Consider the following 22,078-nt stretch of genomic DNA (forward strand, 5'->3'; position numbering starts at 1 on the left):
TTTAGTTATCTAATTACTATTTTATATTTCTGAGATGCACCTCTGTCGCACAAATTATCTTCATCCTCTTCATTATTAATATATCGGCGGACATATATTGTAACCGTAAATTCATAAGTTCCACTTTTGTTAGGTATTCCCTTAAAATTTACTTTAGAATTATCGACAACACTGTAATTAATGCCAGGAGGAAGATTTCCGTCAATTGAAGCAGAAGAAATAATATACTCTTCTGTATTTCCTTTTTTTATTTCAAAAGTAATATTTTCATTATAAGCAATATAAGTTGATCCGGTGTATAATTCTTTATAAATAAGACTAGGTTTTTTATCAGTAATACAATCCAAAACCGTTTCGCAGCTTATAGACGTTAGTGCCAAAACGAATAAAAAAAGAGTTTTATAGACTGTATTTTTTTTCATTTTATGGTAAAAGAGTCTCTATTTTAGTTTCTGATTTTTCTCTAATTGGGCTGTCGGCACGAAAACTCCAAATGATTAGAAATTTTCCTTTTACAACATATTCTTCCGGGTGTTCATCAGTTGGCTGGCCGTCTTTTCCCCAAAGTAAACCTTGTAGAAAACGATCTCCTTTAAATACGTGATCAAATTCAAAATACATAATAGAACCGCGATCTGTTTTGTTTCTAAAACTTTGAATGGCTTTACTTTTTACAGTTCCCACAATATTGCTGTACGTTTCAATATCGGTATAAAAATTACAGGCCTGAGGTGTAACGCAAATATTTCCGTCGTTAGGAATATAGCCTTTTGGAATTTCTTTTGGTTTTAGTTTTAAATCAGCAATTGTCTGGCTGAATGAATTGATAGTTAGTAATAAAAATAACGCTGAGAGGGAAATCGTAATTTTCATAGGTTTTTGGTTTTATTGATTTTGGGGTAAATTTCTACTTAATTGTAATCCAGTCTGCTTTTATATTTGTTCTTTTGGGATTTACGGGAACTTCTAATTCTCCGTATTCTCCAATTTTGTTGTTTTCATTGGTCATAAAAATGAATTCTTGATTATTTTTTTCATCCTCCATATATTCCCATTCCATCATTAAATTCTGAACAACTTTAATGTTTGGATATTTTGCCTGTATTTCTGCAACGGTCGATTTTGGACATAATCCATTATTTGTTTTTAGATCTTTGCTAACGGCTGCTATAGCTAGTATTTCCTCAGAACCCATTTTTGGGATTAATGCTATAACAGGCTCAGTTCCCAATGAATAAAGATAAGCTTCTCCGCCGCCGTCAAATCCAAAATCGTAGGCTTCGACTTTTGTTTTTGTTAATTGTGTGAGTAATTTTTCGGCATCTTGAATGGTCATTCCGATTTTTATTTCACCAATTTTTCCTTTAGAAATGAGAAACTTTTCGAAACCAAATTTTACAGCTGATTTTGGTTGAATTTCAACTTTATCTGTTTTAGTTTTTTCAACTTGATTATTTTGAGATTCAAATTGTTTTTCTGTTTTTTCTTTGCAGGAAAACTGAAGTAAAATCAAGAAAATTATTGAAAGTTTTATTCTCATTACATTCTAATCTTCACCTGATAAACAATTTCCCAAAAAATAATTGAAAAAACTGCATTGGCAAATATGGCAGTTTTAACCTGATACGGATCGTAATTTATAAGCAGGTGTAAGTTTGTAAATTTTAAAGCTAAGAAAAGTGACAAAGCTGCAATTCCAACAGCAAAAAGTATATTTAGTAAAGGTTTCCATTTTAATGCTAAAAACGCATAAATAAGATTAAAAACAGCAAACCCACAGCCTAAGGTTATATAGGGATCTGTTTTTAATTTTTCCCCTAATGATAATATTAGCGGAGTAGAAGTTAGGTATAAAAAGAATAGAATTGAGTAAAGCAGGATTCGTATTTGTGGTTTCATTTTGTGCTTGTTTATTATGAAGAATTTTGAATACGAAGATACTATTAAAAGATGAATACTGAATGAAGTTGGGAATACTTCAGTTTATTTGATGTTTTGAAAAGTAGATTTCTTCCGTTAGGCTAATGTTTCATTTTTATCAGAAATTTTGTAGCTAAAATAATAAATCAAAAATTTTCAATAAAAAAATCCCGCCTCAATTAAGAAACGGGACTTCGGTGATATTCCTTTTTTTTCTATTGTTAAACCGTAGCTGCAATTTCTTGCGGTAACGGAATTTGATTTTTAAGTAAATCTTCAAATGTCTCAGCTTGGCGAATCAGGATTCCTTGTCCGTTCATCCAAAGAACTTCGGCTGGTTTGTATCTTGAATTGTAGTTTGAAGACATTGAGAAACAATATGCTCCTGCGTTTCTGAAAGATAAAATGTCACCTTCAGTAATTTCCTGAATTCTACGGTTGTTGGCAAAAGTATCAGTTTCGCAAATGTATCCTACAACTGAGTAAAAACGCTCTTTTCCTTTTGGGTTTGAGATGTTTTCAATGTGGTGTGAAGATCCGTACAACATTGGACGAATTAAGTGGTTGAAACCACTGTCAACTCCAGCGAAAACTGTTGATGTTGTTTGTTTTACTACGTTTACTTTTACTAAGAAATGACCTGCTTCGCTCACCAAGAATTTTCCTGGTTCGAAAATCAGCGTTAAATCTCTTCCGTATTCAGCACAGAAAGCGTTGAATCTTTTAGATAATTTTTTACCTAATTCTTCAATGTCTGTTTCGATATCGTCTTTTTTGTAAGGAACTTTGAATCCGCTTCCGAAATCTAAGAATTGTAAATCTTTGAAATGTTTAGCTGTATCGAACAAGATTTCAGCAGCATACAAGAATACTTCGATATCTAAAATATCAGATCCTGTGTGCATGTGAATTCCAACAATACTCATTTTTGTGTTTTCAACGATACGTAAAATATGCGGAATCTGGTGAACAGAAATTCCGAATTTACTATCGATGTGTCCAACAGAAATATTAGCATTTCCACCCGCCATTACGTGTGGGTTGATACGGATACAAACTGGAATATGAGGATGTTTTGTTCCGAATTGCTCTAAAATAGATAAATTGTCGATATTGATTTGTACACCCATTGCAGCTACTTCTTCGATTTCTTCTAAAGAAACGCCGTTTGGTGTAAAGAAAATTCTTTCGGGTTCATAGCCAGCATGAAGTCCTAACTGAACTTCCTGAATAGATACAGTGTCTAAGCCAGACCCCATGTTCTTTAATAACTGAAGAATCGCAACGTTTGACAATGCCTTCATGGCGTAATTAACTCTTAAGTTTTCTACCTTAGAGAAAGCTTTAGTTAATCGGTTGTACTGTGATTGGATTTTTTCGGCATCGTAAACATACAATGGACTTCCAAATTGGTCTGCTAACTGCAGTAAATCTTTTGCTTGCATTTTTAAATCATTTTGGGCAAAGTTATTACACTTTTATCTACTGACAAATAATTTACAAAAAAATAACAAATTATAACAAATTGTTTAATTTTAAACAAAAAGTTGGTGTTTTTGGAATTTTGTAACCTTTTTCTAAGACGCTAAGGTTCTGAGATGCTAAGGTACTAAGTTTTTTCGCCACGAATTCACGAATTAACTTATTCTTAAATGCTGTTTTTAATTGTTTTTGCCACAGATTTCACAGATTAAATGAATTTTTTCTTGGCCACGAATTGCACAAATTTTCGCAAATTTTTAATCTGAGATTTTTCGCAAAATGCTCAAAACATAGCCCGTGGTTTCAACCACGGGAAACGTTGCGGATTGGGCTTAGTCATATTATTGCGTCCCCGTGGTTAAAACCAAAAAAATCATTTAATCTATATAATCTGTGGCAAGTAAAAAACAAAACCCCTGAATATAAATTCAAGGGTTCGTTAGTAGTTATGTTGTTATCGGAATAAAGATTAAATAAAATGCTAAGAAAAAAACTTAGAACCTTAGCATCTCAGTATCTTAGAAGCTTAAAACTATAAGCTCGGTAAATCTCCTTTTCCTTTAGTAGGCAAGTTTGTAGATCCCATAAGGAATAAATCTACTTCTCTTGCAGCTTCGCGACCTTCTGAAATAGCCCACACAATTAATGATTGTCCTCTTCTCATATCACCTGCGGTGAAGATGTGAGGAACATTTGTTTGATAATTATGCGCTTTATAGTTGCTTCTTGCGTCAATTTCGATTCCTAATTGCTCGCTTAACGTTTTCTCAGGACCTGTAAATCCAAGAGCTAATAAAGCTAAGTCGCAAGGCCATATTTTCTCGGAACCTTCTTTTTCGATTAATTCAGGACGTTGACCTGGAGTCATTTTCCATTGCACTTCAACCGTTTTCAATCCTGTTAATTCACCTTTTTCGTTAGAAATGAATTCTTTGGTATTGATTAGCCAGTTTCTGTCACAACCTTCTTCGTGAGAAGAAGATGTTTTCAACTGCAACGGCCAGAAAGGCCATGGAGTTGATTCGCTTCTTCCAACTGGAGGTTTTGGTAAAATTTCAAAGTTAGTTACCGATTTAGCTCCGTGTCTGTTAGAAGTTCCAATACAGTCAGAACCAGTATCTCCACCACCAATAACGATTACATCTTTACCAGTAGCTTTAATTTGATCAGGAATTGATTCTCCGTATAAAACTTTAGTTTGCTGTGTTAAGAAATCCATTGCTTGAACAACGCCTTTGCTTTCAATTCCTTTAGTTGGCAAGCTTCTTCTTTCAGTTGCTCCTCCGCATAAAACGATAGAATCGAATTGGTTTAATTCTTCTACACTGAAATTAACACCAACATTTACGTTAGTTTTGAAAGTGATTCCTTCTGCTTCAAGAATTGCAACACGACGATCGATGATTCCTTTTTCTAATTTGAAATTTGGAATTCCGTAACGTAATAAACCTCCAATTGCATTGTCTCTTTCAAAAACAGTAACCGTGTGACCAGCTCTGTTTAATTGTTGAGCTGCAGCAAGACCAGCAGGTCCAGAACCAATAACAGCAACTGTTTTTCCAGTTCTTGTTTTTGGTGGCTGCGGTTTGATCCATCCTTCAGAGAAACCTCTTTCTACGATGCTTTTCTCGATGTTTTCAATAGAAACTGGATCTTTGATGATTCCTAATACACATGATTTCTCACATGGAGCAGGGCATAAACGTCCTGTAAATTCAGGGAAGTTGTTAGTAGATTGTAAAATCTCTAACGCGCTCTGCCATTCTTCCTGATGCACCATGTCGTTGAAGTCAGGAATTAAATTTCCTAACGGACAACCACTGTGGCAAAAAGGAATTCCACAGTCCATACATCTTGATCCTTGTTCTTTTAATTTATCTTTTGGTACCGGAATAGTAAATTCGTTGTAGTTCGAAACACGTTCTGCTACTGCTAAATTACTTTCATCGGCTCTGTTATATTCTTTAAATCCGCCTATTTTACCCATGACATTTAAATAAATTTAGTTGTGAGTTGTAAAATGTGAGAGGTGAGTTAAAAAACTTAGCACCTCTGCACCTTTGTATCTCAGAACCTTTTAATTAAGCTATTAATTCTTCTATTTGTTTTTCTTCTGCAATTCGTTTTAATGCTTTTTTGTAATCAGTTGGCATTACTTTTACGAAGTGCTGTTGTTGGTTTTCCCAGTCTGCTAAAATTCTTTTTGCTAATGGACTGCTGGTGTACAACGAATGGTTTTTGATCAGTTTTCTTAGTTTCGTAAGATCTTCTTCTTCCATTGGATCGAATGCAACCATTTCCATGTTGCAAACTGTAGAGTCGAATTTCTTGTTCGGATCGTAAACATAAGCCACACCACCGCTCATACCAGCCGCGAAGTTTCTTCCTGTTTTTCCTAAAACTACTACTGTACCACCTGTCATGTACTCGCATCCGTGATCTCCAATTCCTTCTACAACTGCTGTTGCTCCAGAGTTTCTCACACAGAAACGCTCTCCTGCGATACCATTAATATAAGCCTCTCCGGTAATAGCTCCGTAAAGGGCAACGTTTCCAATAATGATGTTGTCTTCAGGTTTGAAAGTCGCAGTTGGAGGTACTTTTACAATTAGTTTTCCTCCAGAAAGACCTTTTCCTAAATAGTCATTACAGTTTCCGTGAATTTTAAATGACAATCCGTTTGTTGCGAATGCACCAAAACTTTGTCCGGCAGAACCTTCAAAATCAACTAAAATAGTGTCATCTGGTAATCCTTGTGCGCCATAAATTTTTGAGATTTCGTTACTCAAAATCGCACCTACAGAACGGTCTGTATTTTTGATTTTGAATGTAACTCTCGTTTTCTCTTTTCTATAGATAGACGGAATAGCTTCTTTGATGATGTCGAAATCCAATACATTTTCAAGAGCGTGATCCTGAGTAGTTGTATTGTGATTTGGAACTGTTTTAGCTTTTTCCGGTTTGTATAGAATAGTCGATAAGTCTAATCCATTTGCTTTATAATGTTTGATAGCTTTGTCTACATTTAATTTTTGAGACTGGCCAACCATTTCTTTTAAAGTTCTGAAACCTAACTGTGCCATGATTTCTCTTAATTCTTCAGCAATGAAATACATGAAGTTGATTACGTGCTCTGGAGTTCCTTTGAAATTTTTTCTCAATTCAGGATCCTGAGTTGCAATACCAACCGGACAAGTATTTAAGTGACAAGCTCTCATCATGATACATCCAGAAGCTACAAGCGGAGCAGTTGCAAATCCGAATTCTTCTGCACCTAATAAAGCGGCGATAGCTACGTCACGACCAGTTTTCAACTGTCCGTCACATTCTAAAACTACACGGCTTCTTAAGTCGTTTAAGATAAGTGTTTGCTGTGCTTCTGCTAGACCAAGTTCCCACGGAATACCTGTGTGCTGTAAAGATGTTAATGGAGCAGCTCCAGTTCCTCCGTCATAACCTGAAATCAAGATAACGTCCGCTTTTGCTTTGGCAACACCGGCAGCGATGGTTCCAACTCCAACTTCAGAAACTAATTTCACGTTGATACGAGCTTCACGGTTTGCATTTTTCAAATCGTAAATCAACTGAGATAAATCCTCAATAGAGTAGATATCGTGGTGAGGAGGAGGCGAAATCAAACCTACATAAGGTGTAGAGTTTCTAGTTTCAGCAATCCAAGGAACCACTTTTTCTCCAGGTAACTGACCACCTTCTCCAGGTTTTGCTCCCTGAGCCATTTTGATTTGGATTTCTCTGGCGTTTGTCAAATAATTGATTGATACTCCAAAACGTCCAGATGCTACTTGTTTAATTGCAGAGTTTCTAGAATCTCCGTTAATTTCTTTCTGGAAACGTCTCGGATCTTCTCCACCTTCTCCAGAGTTACTTTTACCACCAATTCTGTTCATTGCAATCGCTAAGTTCTCGTGCGCTCCCTGGCTGATAGAACCATAAGACATTGCTCCGGTTTTGAATTTCTTCACAATTTCTGTCCAAGGTTCTACTTCGTCAATAGAAATTGGATCTAAATTGTTGAATTCAAATAAACCTCTAATAGTCATTAAGTTTGAGCTTTGCTCGTTTACAGCATTAGCATATTCTTTATAGCTTTCTGGGCTGTTTAAACGAACTGCTTGTTGTAATTTAGAAATCGTAGTTGGGTTAAACATGTGTTTTTCGCCACCACGTCTCCATCTGTAAATACCTCCAATTTCAAGAGAAAGCAAGTTTGCAATTTTTGAATTTGGGAAAGCTTTTTGGAAACGTTTTTTAACCTCTTTTTCTACTTCCATTAAACCAATTCCTTCAATTCTTGAGGGCGTGTAAGGGAAGTATTTAGATGTAAATGTTTTGTTTAAACCTAAAATCTCGAAAATTTGAGCAGCTCTGTATGAATGTAATGTAGAGATACCAATTTTGTTCATGATTTTCACGATTCCTTTTGCGATTGCTTTGTTGTAATTCACAACTGCATAATCAGCTTTTACTTTTGTAATGAAGCCTTTTTCAACCTGATCGTGAATGATTTCGTTTACCATGTAAGGATTGATTGCACTTGCACCGTAGCCGAACAATAAAGCAAAATGATGAGGTTCTCTAGGTTCAGCAGATTCAATGATGATTCCGAATTTAGAACGAACTTGTAAAATGTTTAATGAATGGTGAATATAAGAACAAGCCAATAACATTGGAATTGGAGCTAATTCTTCGCTCACACCTCTATCTGATAAGATAATGATGTTGCATCCTTCTTCAACTGCTTTAAAAGTAGCCTGAACACATTTTTCAAGTGCACGCTCCAAGCCGTTAACTCCTTTTTCTATTTTATATAAAGTAGAAATAGTAGCCGATTTGAAATCTGCGTGATCGATATTTCTGATTTTATCCAAATCCTCGTTAGAGATCACTGGATTTTGGATTTTTAATTTTTTACATTGTTTAGATTCGATTTCGAAAATATTGAAATCTCCTCCGATCGCTAAACTGATATCGGTAATGATTTCTTCACGAATACCATCCAACGGCGGGTTAGTAACCTGAGCAAACAATTGTTTGAAGTAGTTGTATAACAATTGTGGCTGATCAGATAATACTGCCAAAGGAGTATCATTACCCATAGAACTGATTGCTTCAGCTCCGTCGCTACCCATAGGGTTAATGATTGTTTTTAAATCTTCAATAGTATAACCAAACAAACGCTGTCTTGTCAAGAAATCTAATTTCTCAACAGGAGTAGGGTTGTTGGTGTAAGGAACGCTAGCCAATGGCAATAAGTTTTCGTCAACCCATTGTTTGTATGGACGTTTTGTAACGATTGCTTTTTTAACTTCTTCGTCTTCGATGATACGACCTTCATTCATATCAACCAAGAACATTTTTCCTGGCTCTAAACGACCATGCTGAATTACATCTTCTGGATCGATGTCTAATACACCAATTTCAGATGACATGATTACGAATCCACTATGTGTTAATGTATAACGAGAAGGACGTAAACCATTTCTGTCTAGTAAAGCTCCAATTACGTTACCATCTGTAAACGGAATAGAAGCAGGACCATCCCAAGGCTCCATAATACAAGCGTTGAACTCGTAGAAAGCTCTTTTTTCTGGAGACATTGTTTGGTGTTTTTCCCAAGCTTCAGGAACTACCATCATCATTGCCTCAGGAAGAGAACGTCCAGTCATTAATAAAAGCTCAATTACCATATCCATAGAAGCAGAATCTGATTTTCCTTCTAAGATAATTGGGAATAATTTTTTGATATCATCGCCAAAAACTTTACTTTGCATAAGCTCTTCACGAGCACGCATACGGCTTACGTTTCCACGAAGTGTATTGATCTCACCATTATGACACATGTATCTAAACGGTTGAGCTAAGTCCCAAGATGGGAATGTATTTGTAGAGAAACGCTGGTGTACAAGCGCTAAACGCGTCACCAAGTCCGGATCTTTCAAATCTATATAATAACGGCTGATGTCTTCCGGCATCAATAGACCTTTATATATTATAGTAGTTGTCGATAAACTAGTAAAATAAAACATGTGGCTTTCTGAGGTTTTAGATCCTCTTACGGCATGTTCTGCAATTTTTCTAGCTGCAAAAAGTTTTGCATTAAATTCTTGTTCAGTTAAATCTTGTCCGTTTTTAGAAACGAAAACTTGTTTAATTGTTGGTTCTTTTTCTGCGGCGATTTCACCTAAATTTTCAACGTCAACAGGCACATCTCTCCAACCTAAGATCTTTAAGTTTTGATCTTTAATAGTTGCTTCGAATGCATTGATACAAAAAGAAACCTGGTTTTTGCTTTTTGGTAAAAAAACCATTCCTACTGCATACTCACGTGTTTCAGGGATTTCAAAGTCACAAACTTTCTTAAAAAAATCATGAGGGATATCGAATAAAATTCCAGCCCCGTCTCCAGTTCGTCCATCAGAACTAACGGCACCACGATGTTCCAATTTAATTAAGATGTCTAATGCTTTATGAATAATATCATTTGATTTAATACCATTCAAATTACAAATAAATCCTGCACCACAATTGTCGTGTTCAAATTCAGGCAGATAAAGCCCTTGTTCTTTAACTTTCATTCTTGATATTTTTTTTACAAAATTACAGATTTCGTTAAATATAATGTAGTGAAATTATGCTTTAGCTTACATTTTTGTTGTAATATTAGAAAAAGGCTTCTTAATTGATAATAATATTATATTAAGCATTGCGAAATGATAAAATGATAATCTGAATTAAAATATATTAAGAAAAATCGTCGCAAGGCTAATAAAACCAATGAAATTTTTGTTAAATATCAAACGTTTTAGTGGTTTTGAGTTAATATTAACAAATCGTTTCGTTAACTATTTCTTTGCATTGAAAAAGAATAAACGTTTAATACCTATATAGGTCATTATTTAATAGAAAAAGATTTTACTATTAAGTTGTATTTTGTTACTTTTGTCGCACTTTTATTCTGAAATAAATTCAGAACCAGACAAATTCAATATTATGAACATACACGAATATCAAGGAAAAGAAATTTTAGCGAGTTACGGAGTACGCGTACAACGCGGAATTGTGGCTAACAATGCGGTTGAAGCTGTAGCTGCTGCAAAACAATTAACTGCCGAAACTGGTACAGGATGGCACGTAATAAAAGCACAAATTCACGCAGGTGGTCGTGGAAAAGGTGGTGGAGTTAAGCTGGCAAAAAACTTACAGCAAGTTGAAGAGTTAGCAGAACAAATCATCGGAATGCAGTTAATTACACCTCAGACTCCGCCAGAAGGAAAAAAGGTAAACAAAGTATTAGTTGCTGAAGATGTTTACTATCCTGGAGAAAGCGAAACTTCTGAATTTTATGTTTCTGTTTTATTGAATAGAGGTACAGGACGCAACATGATTATGTATTCTACTGAAGGTGGAATGGATATTGAAGAAGTTGCTGAGCACACTCCACACTTAATCTTTACTGAAGAAATTGATCCTTCTGTAGGATTACAAGGTTTCCAGGCTAGAAGAATTGCTTTCAATTTAGGTCTTTCTGGAAATGCTTTCAAAGAAATGGTGAAATTCATCGACGCACTTTACAATGCTTACATTGGTTCTGATGCTTCTATGTTTGAAATCAACCCAGTTCTTAAAACTTCTGATAACAAAATCTTAGCGGTTGATGCTAAAGTTAACATCGACGATAACGCTTTATACAGACAACCTAAATATGCTGAAATGAGAGATATCCGTGAGGAGAATCCAATCGAAGTTGAAGCTAAAGAAGTTGGTCTAAACTATGTTGACCTTGATGGTACTGTAGGATGTATGGTAAACGGAGCTGGTCTTGCAATGGCAACTATGGATTTGATTAAATATGCTGGTTTTGAGCCTGCTAACTTCCTTGACGTAGGAGGAACTGCTGATGCAAAACGTGTTGAAACAGCTTTCAGAATTATCCTGAAAGATCCAAACGTAAAAGCTATTTTGATTAACATCTTCGGAGGTATCGTTCGTTGTGACCGTGTTGCTCAAGGTGTAGTTGATGCTTACAAAAACATGGGTGACGCTATTAAAGTGCCAATTATTGTTCGTTTGCAAGGAACAAATGCTGAAATTGCAAAAGAATTAATTGACAACTCTGGTATGCCAATCTTATCTGCAGTTCAATTCCAAGAAGCTGCTGACCAAGTTAAAGCTGCTCTTTCTTAATTAAAATAAGAAATCAATTTATATAGAAAATCCATTCCGAAAGGGGTGGATTTTTTGTTTGTAATTGCATCAAAAAACATTCTGATTGAGAAGATGTTTTAAGACAAAGTATATCGTAGAGGCGCACTGCTGTGCGTCTACGTCTCGTGAATCCATAATGGGAAATACTTTGCGTAGACGCACAGCAGTGCGTCTCTACAATAAATGTGTTTAAAATTTTCTCTCGCAGATTGAGCAGATTTTTAATGATAAAGAAAAAATAAATCTGCTTAATCTGTAAAATCTGTGGGAAACAAAAATTCAGCAACTCGTAAAAAAAATATAGCCACAGATTAAAAAGATTCGAAGGATTTTTAAAAATCCCTGTTAATCTTTTAATCTGTGGCTAAAAAACTTTGCGAACTTTGCGTATCCCGATAGCTATCGGGATTGCGTTCTTAGAGGTTAAATTACTTCTTATTCTTTCCGTTTTTAAAAACCACTTTTTCTACAACAACTGGTTTTCCATTTCCTTTTGGGAATGATTTCTTCTTAGGTTTTCCAGCTGCTGAACCTGATTTTGATGGACTTTTATCGCCTCTGTATTTTTCAGAATCTTTTGGAGTTGCTTTAAATTCTGGTCTTTCTTTAGAAGTTTCTTTCTTCGGAATTTCTGCTTTATGTTTTGCTAAGACGTCATTTGGATTTTTAGGATTTTCTTTCGTTCCTCTTAAATGAATTACTAATCCGTTTAAGAAGTTTCTTAAAACCTGATCGCCGCATTCCATATAATTAGGATGATCTTCTGCTCTGAAAAAAGCACCCAATTCAGATTTGGAAATTCTAAAATCTACCAATTCTAAAATTTCAACTATTTGATCGTCACGGAGCATTAATGCCACGCGAAGTTTCTTTAATATATCGTTATTCGTCATTTCTTTATTTTTTACAAAGGTACATTATTTTAAAAGGAAAATTTAGAATAAAATTACGCCAATTCCTGTTCTTTCAGGATAAATCGTTTCTCCATATTGAATTGTAACACCGCTTGCAATATCTTCTGCTAAAAGCAAAGCACCATCCATATCAACATAATCCAGTTCAGGTAGTAAATGTGCAATCGCAGAAATTCCAACCGATGATTCTGTCATGCAGCCCACCATTGTTTTTAATCCCAGTTTTTTAGCTTCGGAAATCATTCTTCTTCCCGGAGTTATGCCGCCGCATTTCATCAATTTAACATTTACTCCATGAAAATGATTATGACATTTTGCAACATCTTCTTCTTTAATGCAGCTTTCATCGGCAATTATAGGCAAAACAGAGTTTAGATAAACTTCTCGATGACCTTCCCAATTATCTGCTTTTAAGGGTTGTTCAATAAATTCAACGTTCAAATTTTTAAACGCTTTTGCATTTTCAAGAGTTTCTTCAACCGTCCAGGCGCAATTGGCATCAACTCTAAAAATAGCATTTGTGTGTTTTCGTAATTCAGTTACAATCGCAATATCATCACGAGTTCCGAGTTTGATTTTATAAATTGGCCACGGAAGTTCTTCCATTTTTTTGACCATATTTTCAATCGTGTCAATTCCGATAGTGTAATTTGTCAACGGATTATGGTTAATATCGTAATTCCATAATTCATATAATTTTTTACCTTTTTTACGAGCGTATAAGTCATTATAAGCATTGTCGAGCGCACATAAAGCAAAAGGATTATTGTTTAAAAACGGAGCAATTTTCGACCAAAATTCTTCAGGAGTTTCATTTGAAGTTCCTTCAATCAGCGTTCGGATTTGCTCAATATCATTTTGCAGAATTTCGATTGTAATATTATAATATGGATTTGAAGTTGCTTCTCCATATCCAGAAATTCCGTTTTCTTCTAATTCCACAATTAATGAAGGCTGAAAATCGATCGTTTTTCTGGAAATCCTAAAAATATGTTTGAGTTTTAAATCGTAAGCTCTTAAAGTAAGTTTCATAAGATGAGAATAAGATTAATAACCCAGCCATTTTACAGCTTCAACAAAATTATCACGCCATAATTTTTCATTATGTTCTCCGCCTTTTACAATTTTAGATTTAGTAAGATGAAGGCAATAACAGCGTTTTGTGTCTAAAAGTTTTTCCATTTTGATCATATCTTTTACCATTTCATCATCTTCTTTATCACCGCATAAAAAATAAAATTTGGTTTTAATTTTAGGCTTCTGTTCGGTAAAAGTATAAATGTCGTTTGTGTACCAAAATGAAGGCGAAAAAACTCCGGCTTTTCCAAAAACTTCAGGATATTTTACAGCGCCATAATAAGAAACTAAACCGCCCAATGAGCTTCCAAAAATAATGGTATTCTTTGCTTTTGGTTTCGTTCTGTAGTTTTTATCAATATAAGGTTTCAGTGTTTTTACGATAAATTCTAAATAATTATCGGCATTTCCACCGCCGTATTTTTCATTTTTAAAAGGAGTTAATTCTTCAATACGTTTTTCGTTTCCGTGTTCAATTCCAACAACGATTACTTGTGCTTTCAAACTGTCTAATTTTTCGTCGACATTCCATTCGCCAACATACGAAGTTTTAGCATCAAACAAATTCTGAGCATCATGCATGTAAATCACGCTGTATTTTTTGGCAGAAGCCGAATAATTTTCGGGAAGATAAATCCAGATTTTTTTTGAAGTTTTTAATTGAGGCGCCTCAATTGTAAATGTCGAAACGTTTTTTGAAGCCGTACTTTGGGCATTTCCAGTAATAATCCAAAAAAGTGCAAAGATGAAAAATCCCCTAATCATTAGATTTTGTGTTTTTAATTAAAAGCAATATTTTAGCTAAAAATAACAAATTGATGAATACCGAAGCACAAAAGAAAAGTTTACTTTTAGAATTGATTGCTTTTTCGACTGTCGACGGGCAATTGCATAAAAGAGAGTATCAGTTTTTGCGACATGTTGCGCAGGAATTAAATATTGATTTAGAAGTTTTTCATGATTTATTTCATCAGGAAACCAAACCCGTAGTTGTAAAATCAGAATTTCAGCGTATTCAGCAATTCTACAGATTAGCTTTAATTATGCACTGCGACGGAATTTTACATGAAAAAGAAGCAACAGCCATTCAGCAGATTGCTATTGAAATGGGTTTAAATCCGAGTGCAGTAAAACGCATTTTGGATTTAATGAAAAAAGCACCAAATGCAATGATTGAACCTAAAGTTTTATTAAGAGTTTTTCAGGAACAACACAATTAAGGCAATTGTTCCTGTAGTTTTTTAATATCATCACGAAGTTTGGCAGCCTGCATAAAGTCTAATTCTTTAGCTGCTTTTTCCATTGATTTGCGTTTCTCTTTTATCATTTTCTCCAAATCAGCTTTTGACATATAAGCCGTTTCCGGTTCGGCCGCAGCTGGTAAAGTATGACCTAATTCGTATTCTACCAACGGATTTTTAGTAAAGGCACTTTCTATTTTTTTGTTTAATGCCTGAGGTGTTATATTATTTTCAACATTAAAGTTGATCTGTTTTGTTCTTCGATAATTGGTTTCGTCAATTGTTCGCTGCATACTTGCCGTAATTTTGTCAGCATACATAATCGCTTTTCCGTTTAAATTTCTCGCGGCACGTCCGATAGTTTGCGTTAAAGAACGGTGATTTCTTAAAAAGCCTTCTTTATCTGCATCCAAAATAGCAACAAGCGAAACTTCTGGTAAATCTAAACCTTCACGAAGTAAGTTTACACCAATTAAAACATCAAAAAGACCTTTTCGTAAATCCTGCATAATTTCAATACGTTCCAGAGTATCTACTTCAGAATGTATATAACGGCATCGAATACTTACTTTGGTTAAATATTTAGCCAATTCTTCGGCCATTCTTTTAGTTAAAGTTGTTACTAAAACTCTTTCGTCTAATTCGCATCGAACCTGAATTTCTTCAATTAAATCATCAATCTGATTTAAACTTGGACGCACTTCAATAACCGGATCTAATAATCCCGTTGGACGAATAATCTGCTCGACATAAATTCCATCCGATTTTTGTAATTCATAATCAGCCGGAGTTGCCGAAACGTAAATAACCTGATTTTGCAATGCTTCAAATTCTTCAAATTTTAAAGGGCGGTTATCCATTGCAGCTGGTAATCTGAAACCGTACTCAACCAGATTTTCTTTACGGCTGCGATCGCCTCCGTACATAGCATGAACCTGAGAAACCGTTACGTGACTTTCATCGACAACCATTAAATAATCGCTTGGGAAATAATCTAACAAACAGAAAGGTCTTGTTCCGGCCTGTCTTCCGTCAAGATAACGGGAATAATTTTCAATTCCGGAGCAGTAACCCAATTCGCGAATCATTTCTAAATCGAAATTGGTTCTTTCTTCCAAACGTTTGGCTTCTAGATGTTTGCCTATTTCTTTAAAATAATCAACTTGTTTTACCAAATCCTGCTGAATTTCCCAAATTGCACCTTGTAAAACTTCCGGAGAAGTCACAAACATATTGGCCGGGTAGATCGTGAGTCTTTTGAATTTTTCAATGACCTGAGAGGTCTTGGCATCAAAAGATTCTATTTCTTCGATTTCATCTCCAAAAAAATGTATTCTGTACGCATCGTCAGCATAACTTGGGTATACTTCAACCGTATCGCCTTTGATCCTGAAAGTTCCCGGATTAAAATCGGCTTCGGTTCTGGCATATAAACTTTGCACCAGACTATGAAGCAGTTTTGTTCTCGAAATGACCTGATCCCGGGTTACTTCAATTACGTTCTTTTTAAATTCAACAGGATTTCCAATACCATATAAACAGGAAACTGATGCTACAACCAAAACATCTCGACGCCCGGAAAGCAGGGAAGAAGTGGTGCTTAAACGCATCTTTTCGAGCTCTTCATTGATAGATAAATCTTTCTCAATAAAAACTCCTGTAACAGGCATAAAAGCTTCTGGCTGATAATAGTCGTAGTAAGAGACGAAGTATTCAACGGCATTATTTGGGAAAAATTGTTTAAACTCTGAATACAACTGTGCAGCTAAAGTTTTATTATGGGCTAAAACTAATGTCGGACGTTGTACTTCCTGAATAACATTGGCGACAGTAAATGTTTTTCCAGATCCTGTAACTCCTAATAATGTTTGATATTTTTCTCCGTCGACTACACCTTGTGCGAGTTTTTGTATGGCTTGCGGCTGGTCTCCTTTTGGACTATATTCTGAGGCTACTTGGAAATTCATTTTTTACTGATGAAATGTTGGTTTTGTAAAGATACAAAGTTTGAGTGCTATAAAAAAGATAAAATAGACGTTGATTTGTATAGTCCCTACGGGACAATTTGTAGGCGACGATATTTTATTTTCTACCGATATTTAATCTCTACGAGATATTTCTAATCATTGGCAATTCCTTAAAGAAAGTTATCTCGTAGAGATTAAATATCGGTAGAAAACAATTGTTGTTATATTTTAAAATTGTCCCGTAGGGACTATACATTGCTGTTATTCTAAAAAATCAATAACGGCGTCATTCGTGATTTTTGGCTGATCGATGGTCAAAAAATGCCCTGCATCTTTTACGATTTGGGTTTTGCTGTTTGCTAAATATTTTTTTGCCCGCTCTAAACTTTCTTCTGAATTAATAACATCTTTATCTCCAATTAAAACCAAAACGGGATTTTTTATAGATTCTAATTCTTTATCTGAAAAAGGCGTCATTTTTAGCATACTCGAATTTGATTTAGCATATTTATTAGCCAAATAAAATTGTCTGTTATAGACAGGACTTATTTTTTCCGGATGCGTAGAAAATGCTTTTAATGTTTTGCTGAATTTCTTTTCGCTAGGAAAAAGTTTTAACATTAAAGCAGCTGATGTTTTTCTGGGTTTATCAATAAATTTAAATGTTTGAGCCGGACTTAATAAAACCATTTTGTCAATAGCATTTGATTTTTGCGTTGCCAATAATGTTGCAATCCAGCCGCCGCGGGAAGCGCCAATTATATCGAATTTCTTTAATTTATAATGATCGAAAATTTCGTTGTACCAAACCACAATTTCCTCAGACGAAAGTGGTTTTGCTGTTAAGTTAGATTTGTTGGGTTCCATTATAAAATCAATGGCATAAATACGATGATTTTTTGCTAAGGTTTTTATATTAGGATACCACATGGTTGAACTGGCGTCCATTCCGTGCAGTAAAACCAAATCTTTTCCGTTTTTTGGCCCGGCAATAATAACATGCGCAGTTCCAAAACTTGTTTTTACATTTTCTTCGGTATAAGGAATATCCCAAAGCTTTAAAGCCTTGTTGTAAGCGGCTTGATATTTTTGTTCTTCGGTTTTGGTTTTAAAAACATAATCTTCAAATTTTGCTTTTTTGGTTGAAGAGCAGCTTACAGCTAAGAATAAAATAATAACTAATCTGGAGTATAATTTTAACATCGTAATCTAATTTTGAAGCTTAAAGTTACGATTATAGTAAATCAAGTAATTATCAAAATTTTGGTTTAAAATATCATAATTATAATATTATGGTTTTTTTGAAGTCAAATGATAGATCTGAACAAAAGACAAAATTGCATTTGGAATTATAATCGGTAAAAGCCATTGATTGAAATCTCTGTAATCTTTTAAAAAGATGCCGTAAACTACAAAACAAATGCAGCCGAATAAGTTTATTAGTCGTATTGTTTTAAGGTCTTTCAACAAAAAACCTCCAACAATAAAAATAGATGCGAGATAACCAATATATTCTGCCATGATATTGATATTTAATAGTTTATATTAAATGTACCAAAACCAGATTATAAAATCAAAGGTTTGTGTTGAAAATCAATAATATGTATTGTTTAATTTCGTTTTTTTATTAAAAATCATGAAAGTTCTTTTTTAGAAATATAATTTCTTCTCTAAAAATCTCTCTTTAGCAAAACTTGCCAGAATATCATAAGCACTGGATTCACTATCTTCATGATGTCTCCATATAAAATTAGCGTACCAATCAGCAAACCAGATCATTTTATTATTGGTACTTTCTACAAATTCACACGAAATATCAATATTAATTCCATTTCCCCAGATTTCTGTTTTTATATAATCTGGAAAGCTCTGGCCATGGCTAACCTTTATAGTTCTTTTATCTAAAACAATTTCTACATTATCATATTGAATGACTTCAGGCTTAAGTAATAATCCAAGTACATAATTGTAAAAAATTTTTTTATCTTTTCGTAATGAATCAAAAACTTTTAATTTATTTACCGTAATTGAAATTATTTTAAAGGAACTACTCTTTGCAATTATCTTATTCGTTATTTGCGAAGTAATAAAGGCACAATGTTCAGGAATAAAGTTTACTCCTTTTTTTTCAATATTAGGAGTCAGATTATATTTTTTGTAAATATCAGAGAGAAAGCGAGAAATATATTTTTCATCTTCATTAGAGATAATGAGAGCTGTAATGGTGATAAATTTACTTGAGCCGCCATGTCTGTTTGGTTTATCAAGCTTCCAGCCTAAATCACCACTTTCATCAATATATATTTTCATGCCATAAAAAAAAGGGCTAAGAAGCCCTTTGGTATTTTAAAAATAGACCCTAAAAACGATGTATTCAAAATACATTTATGGTAGATGTTTCACCGCCACGTTGACTCAGGAATTACCTATCTAATGGTGCAAATATAAGAATAAAAAATTAATAAATTTTATTTTGTAAGATTATTATTAAATTTTAAAAGAATTTTGTTGAACTTCATCTAAAAAACTCCATGCCACAATACGGCTATTTTTCTGTCCTTGAGACATTTCAATAGTTTTTACCGAAACAGCATTTACTTTTTTCAAAGTTTTGTAAATCGAAGAAAGATTTTCTTTTTTAGAAACCAAAGTAGTGAACCACAAAACCTGCGAAGCATATTTTACGCTTTCGTAAATCATTTGCGTAATGAAGCCAATTTCACCGCCATTGCACCACAATTCAGCATTTTGTCCTCCAAAGTTTAAAACAGGATTTGAAGTTTTCTTTTCTTTTGGATTTAAATTCGAAACTTTTCTGGAAGTGCTTTTATTGGCTTCTTCTGCCGATGAATGAAAAGGCGGATTACACATTGTAAATGTAAATCGATCTTCGGGAATTATAATGTTTTTAAAAATAAATCGGGATTCTGTCTGCTGTTGTAAACTGATTGCATCGATTAATTTCGGATTGGCTTCAATAATTTTGGCTGCAGTTTTCAATTGCTTTTTTGTCAATATCTGTACCTACAAAAGTCCATTTATAAATTGAATTTGCTAATATCGGATAGATCAAATTTGAACCTGTTCCGATGTCAAGTCCCATAACAGAATTTCCTTCCGGAATTTGATTGTTATTTGTTTCGGCTAATAAATCGGCTATATAATGAATATAATCGGTACGTCCTGGAATTGGCGGACAAAGATAATTTTTGGGAATATCCCAGTTTTGAATGTCGTAATAAGTCTGCAATAAAGCTTTGTTTAAAGTTTTTACTGCAAGCGGATTACTGAAATCAATGGTTTCGATTCCGAATTTATTGATGGAAATAAAAGCTTTTAAATCTGGACAATTTGATATAAGAAGTTCAAAATCATATCGGTTACGATGAAGATTTCTTGGATGTAAATTTTCTTTTTGGGAATTGTTTTCTGCTTTCATTTTTATTGATTTCTGTGCAAAGATAGTTATTCCATTTTTGGAAATAAATCTTTGCGTAAACCGCATTGAAATCCGGCTCTACAATATAAACCAAGCTTATAGCTCTTTAATCAAAACATTCCATTAATAACAAATCACCGTTTCTATGGTTAATGGTTACCAAACCATCATTTTCTACAGAATTACTGCTTCCGGTTCTGTAGCCCATTGTTAAGGTATCATTTTGCAAAGGATATTTTAAATTGGTAGAATAAATTCCGTTGACAACACCAATTGGAATTAAAGAAATTGGTGTTTTTGCCGTATACCATTTTTCGAATTTCGTTGGCAGTAAAAATATTTTTGAATGATCGTCGAGAATTACAATTTTTAATAAATCGCGGTAACGAACAATATTGGTGAGATTGGTAATCGTATGATCGGCACGTTTTCCGGTTGCCCAAACTACGTTTACGGCAGGAATTTTTCTCTCTACTAAATAATCAAAAGCTTTTTCTAAATCGGTTTTATCCTGATCTGGTGTGTGAACAATTTCTAGCGGATATTGTGATGTTTTATAAATCTCAGGATCAAAACCTCTGTCAAAATCTCCTAATAAAACATCGACTTTAATACCCAGTTCAATAACTCTTTCTATAGCCGAATCTAATACAATTACAAGTGGCGACCATTCTAATAACTGTCCTAATAATTCAGGATCACAAGCTGCTCCGTTTGCAATTATTAAAGCGGGTTCCTGATCGTCGCGGACTATGTGATGTGATGACATGTGTGTTTTTTTGAATGTTGTACAAAGGTACGGTTTACCATTGTAGATTTTAGATTTTAGATTTCTGAATCTTTAAACTAAAAATCTAATAGCCTTCTATGATAGTTGATTTGTCCTAGATGATAAGCTAAATGTGTAGAAAGATGAATTAAGAAAAATCCGGTTGTCATTTCTTTTTCAAATACAATTTGCGGGTAAATGGCATTCAAATCTTCTTCTTTTAATGAATCAAGTGCATTGTTTACAACAGAAATAGTATCTTCAATTTTTTCAATTAATTCTGATCTCGGAATATCTTTTAGAGAAAATTCAAGAGGTCGATTTCGGATATATCCTGTTTTACCAATTTCGGCTCCGATATAGGTATTTAGATTTCCAATTAGATGCAGACAAAGATTTCCGGCAGAATTGGAAATGTTTTTATCAATTGCCCAAATTTGTTTTTCAAATTCATACGATTCAATTTCGAATATAAGTTTATTCAAATCTCTGTTAAAAAGTACTTTAAGTGTTTCGACTAACATAGTTTTAAGATGTAAATTTGAGGGAATAATTTAATTTCTGTTTTTAATCGGAATCCAGATTTCTTCTTCAGAATCCGGATCGTCTTTTTTGTATTTGTGATCCATTACAGCAAAATGCGGTCTGTCATCAACTGTATATTTGGAATTTGGAAGCCATTCTGCAAAGATAGTATGATAGGTTTTATGTCCTTCTGAAGCTGGGCCATAATGAACAAACACCGCATATAAACCATCAGGGATAATTAAAGTTTCCATTTCAGCCGGAATATTATCAAAAGTATTAACTTCTACAGCTGCCCATTTCTCGAAAGTTTTAGAAGGATCAAAGTCGTCAAAATGTCCGTCAGTAAAAACTTCAAGCGAATACAAATTTTCATCAATTGTATTTTGAATTTCTTTTCGTTTTGGCATAAAACCACTCCACAACTGAAATGTTTTGTTTTCTGTAAACGACATTTCAATGTGTTTTCCAACAAGTTTTTTCTCGGTTAAAGTTTCAATTCTGGCTTCCATTTTTAT

18 protein-coding genes and 2 pseudogenes are annotated in these 22,078 nt (G+C 34.2%); 2 read left to right on the forward strand and 18 right to left on the reverse strand.

Annotation, left to right across the window (positions count from 1 at the left end; translation table 11 throughout):
• Positions 1-5: 5 nt before the first annotated feature.
• The 7 genes and pseudogenes from ABDW27_RS18470 to gltB all read right to left on the reverse strand — a co-directional run bounded on the left by ABDW27_RS18470 (position 6) and on the right by gltB (position 9,998).
• Positions 6-422, reverse strand: a complete 417-nt coding sequence (locus tag ABDW27_RS18470; RefSeq protein ID WP_343697217.1) for a hypothetical protein — start codon at positions 420-422, stop codon at positions 6-8.
• Position 423: 1 nt separating this feature from the next.
• The gene (locus ABDW27_RS18475; RefSeq protein ID WP_343697218.1) at positions 424-873 is read right to left on the reverse strand and encodes a hypothetical protein; all 450 of its coding nucleotides are present in this window, start codon (positions 871-873) and stop codon (positions 424-426) included.
• Between the two features lie 34 nt (positions 874-907).
• Positions 908-1,540 (reverse strand): hypothetical protein, encoded by a 633-nt coding sequence (locus ABDW27_RS18480; RefSeq protein WP_343697219.1) that lies wholly within the window; start codon positions 1,538-1,540, stop codon positions 908-910.
• Entirely contained in the window at positions 1,540-1,899 is a 360-nt protein-coding gene (locus tag ABDW27_RS18485) for a hypothetical protein (protein ID WP_343697220.1), read from the reverse strand. The genes ABDW27_RS18480 and ABDW27_RS18485 overlap by 1 nt, the downstream gene beginning before the upstream one ends.
• A 242-nt stretch (positions 1,900-2,141) precedes the next feature.
• Positions 2,142-3,368 (reverse strand): annotated as a pseudogene (gene lysA, locus ABDW27_RS18490) (diaminopimelate decarboxylase); the annotation flags it as partial.
• A 566-nt stretch (positions 3,369-3,934) separates the two neighbouring features.
• Positions 3,935-5,389, reverse strand: a complete 1,455-nt coding sequence (locus tag ABDW27_RS18495; protein WP_343697221.1) for a glutamate synthase subunit beta — start codon at positions 5,387-5,389, stop codon at positions 3,935-3,937.
• A 94-nt stretch (positions 5,390-5,483) separates the two neighbouring features.
• Complete coding sequence (gene gltB / locus ABDW27_RS18500) at positions 5,484-9,998, reverse strand: glutamate synthase large subunit (protein ID WP_343697222.1); 4,515 nt, start codon at positions 9,996-9,998, stop codon at positions 5,484-5,486.
• A gap of 415 nt (positions 9,999-10,413) precedes the next feature.
• Between gltB and sucC the strand changes: the two genes are divergently transcribed.
• The gene (sucC, locus tag ABDW27_RS18505; RefSeq protein WP_066035083.1) at positions 10,414-11,607 is read left to right on the forward strand and encodes an ADP-forming succinate--CoA ligase subunit beta; all 1,194 of its coding nucleotides are present in this window, start codon (positions 10,414-10,416) and stop codon (positions 11,605-11,607) included.
• A 449-nt stretch (positions 11,608-12,056) separates the two neighbouring features.
• Here sucC and ABDW27_RS18510 read toward each other — a convergent pair whose 3' ends face one another.
• Genes ABDW27_RS18510 through ABDW27_RS18520 form a run of 3 tightly spaced genes read right to left on the reverse strand, consistent with a single transcriptional unit; the run spans position 12,057 to position 14,384 of the window.
• Complete coding sequence (locus ABDW27_RS18510; protein WP_343697223.1) at positions 12,057-12,521, reverse strand: DUF1456 family protein; 465 nt, start codon at positions 12,519-12,521, stop codon at positions 12,057-12,059.
• Positions 12,522-12,563: 42 nt separating this feature from the next.
• On the reverse strand, positions 12,564-13,574 hold the full coding sequence (locus ABDW27_RS18515) for a dipeptide epimerase (protein ID WP_343697224.1): 1,011 nt from the start codon (positions 13,572-13,574) through the stop codon (positions 12,564-12,566).
• 15 nt (positions 13,575-13,589) lie between these two features.
• Positions 13,590-14,384 (reverse strand): alpha/beta hydrolase-fold protein, encoded by a 795-nt coding sequence (locus tag ABDW27_RS18520; protein ID WP_343697225.1) that lies wholly within the window; start codon positions 14,382-14,384, stop codon positions 13,590-13,592.
• A 53-nt stretch (positions 14,385-14,437) separates the two neighbouring features.
• Here ABDW27_RS18520 and ABDW27_RS18525 point away from each other — a divergent pair, with 53 nt between their 5' ends.
• Positions 14,438-14,839 carry an excinuclease ABC subunit B gene (locus ABDW27_RS18525; protein WP_343697226.1) on the forward strand — a complete coding sequence of 134 codons (402 nt, stop codon included), beginning with the start codon at positions 14,438-14,440 and terminating at the stop codon, positions 14,837-14,839.
• Here ABDW27_RS18525 and uvrB read toward each other — a convergent pair.
• The 8 genes and pseudogenes from uvrB to ABDW27_RS18565 form a co-directional block, all read right to left on the reverse strand.
• Complete coding sequence (uvrB, locus tag ABDW27_RS18530) at positions 14,836-16,827, reverse strand: excinuclease ABC subunit UvrB (protein WP_343697227.1); 1,992 nt, start codon at positions 16,825-16,827, stop codon at positions 14,836-14,838. The two genes, ABDW27_RS18525 and uvrB, sit on opposite strands and share 4 nt — an antisense overlap.
• A gap of 261 nt (positions 16,828-17,088) precedes the next feature.
• Positions 17,089-18,030, reverse strand: a complete 942-nt coding sequence (locus tag ABDW27_RS18535) for an alpha/beta hydrolase (RefSeq protein WP_343697228.1) — start codon at positions 18,028-18,030, stop codon at positions 17,089-17,091.
• Positions 18,031-18,117: 87 nt separating this feature from the next.
• Positions 18,118-18,348, reverse strand: a complete 231-nt coding sequence (locus ABDW27_RS18540) for a uroporphyrinogen decarboxylase (RefSeq protein WP_343697229.1) — start codon at positions 18,346-18,348, stop codon at positions 18,118-18,120.
• 129 nt (positions 18,349-18,477) lie between these two features.
• Positions 18,478-19,137, reverse strand: a complete 660-nt coding sequence (locus ABDW27_RS18545; RefSeq protein ID WP_343697230.1) for a DUF3800 domain-containing protein — start codon at positions 19,135-19,137, stop codon at positions 18,478-18,480.
• 177 nt (positions 19,138-19,314) lie between these two features.
• Positions 19,315-20,266 (reverse strand): annotated as a pseudogene (gene rlmF / locus ABDW27_RS18550) (23S rRNA (adenine(1618)-N(6))-methyltransferase RlmF).
• Positions 20,267-20,372: 106 nt separating this feature from the next.
• Entirely contained in the window at positions 20,373-21,035 is a 663-nt protein-coding gene (locus ABDW27_RS18555) for a thiamine diphosphokinase (RefSeq protein WP_343697231.1), read from the reverse strand.
• A gap of 77 nt (positions 21,036-21,112) precedes the next feature.
• Positions 21,113-21,559 (reverse strand): DinB family protein, encoded by a 447-nt coding sequence (locus ABDW27_RS18560; protein WP_343697232.1) that lies wholly within the window; start codon positions 21,557-21,559, stop codon positions 21,113-21,115.
• Positions 21,560-21,589: 30 nt separating this feature from the next.
• Positions 21,590-22,072 carry a GyrI-like domain-containing protein gene (locus ABDW27_RS18565; RefSeq protein WP_343697233.1) on the reverse strand — a complete coding sequence of 161 codons (483 nt, stop codon included), beginning with the start codon at positions 22,070-22,072 and terminating at the stop codon, positions 21,590-21,592.
• Positions 22,073-22,078 lie beyond the last annotated feature (6 nt).

This window comes from Flavobacterium sp. (genome assembly GCF_039595935.1).
In the GTDB taxonomy this organism is placed as follows: domain Bacteria; phylum Bacteroidota; class Bacteroidia; order Flavobacteriales; family Flavobacteriaceae; genus Flavobacterium.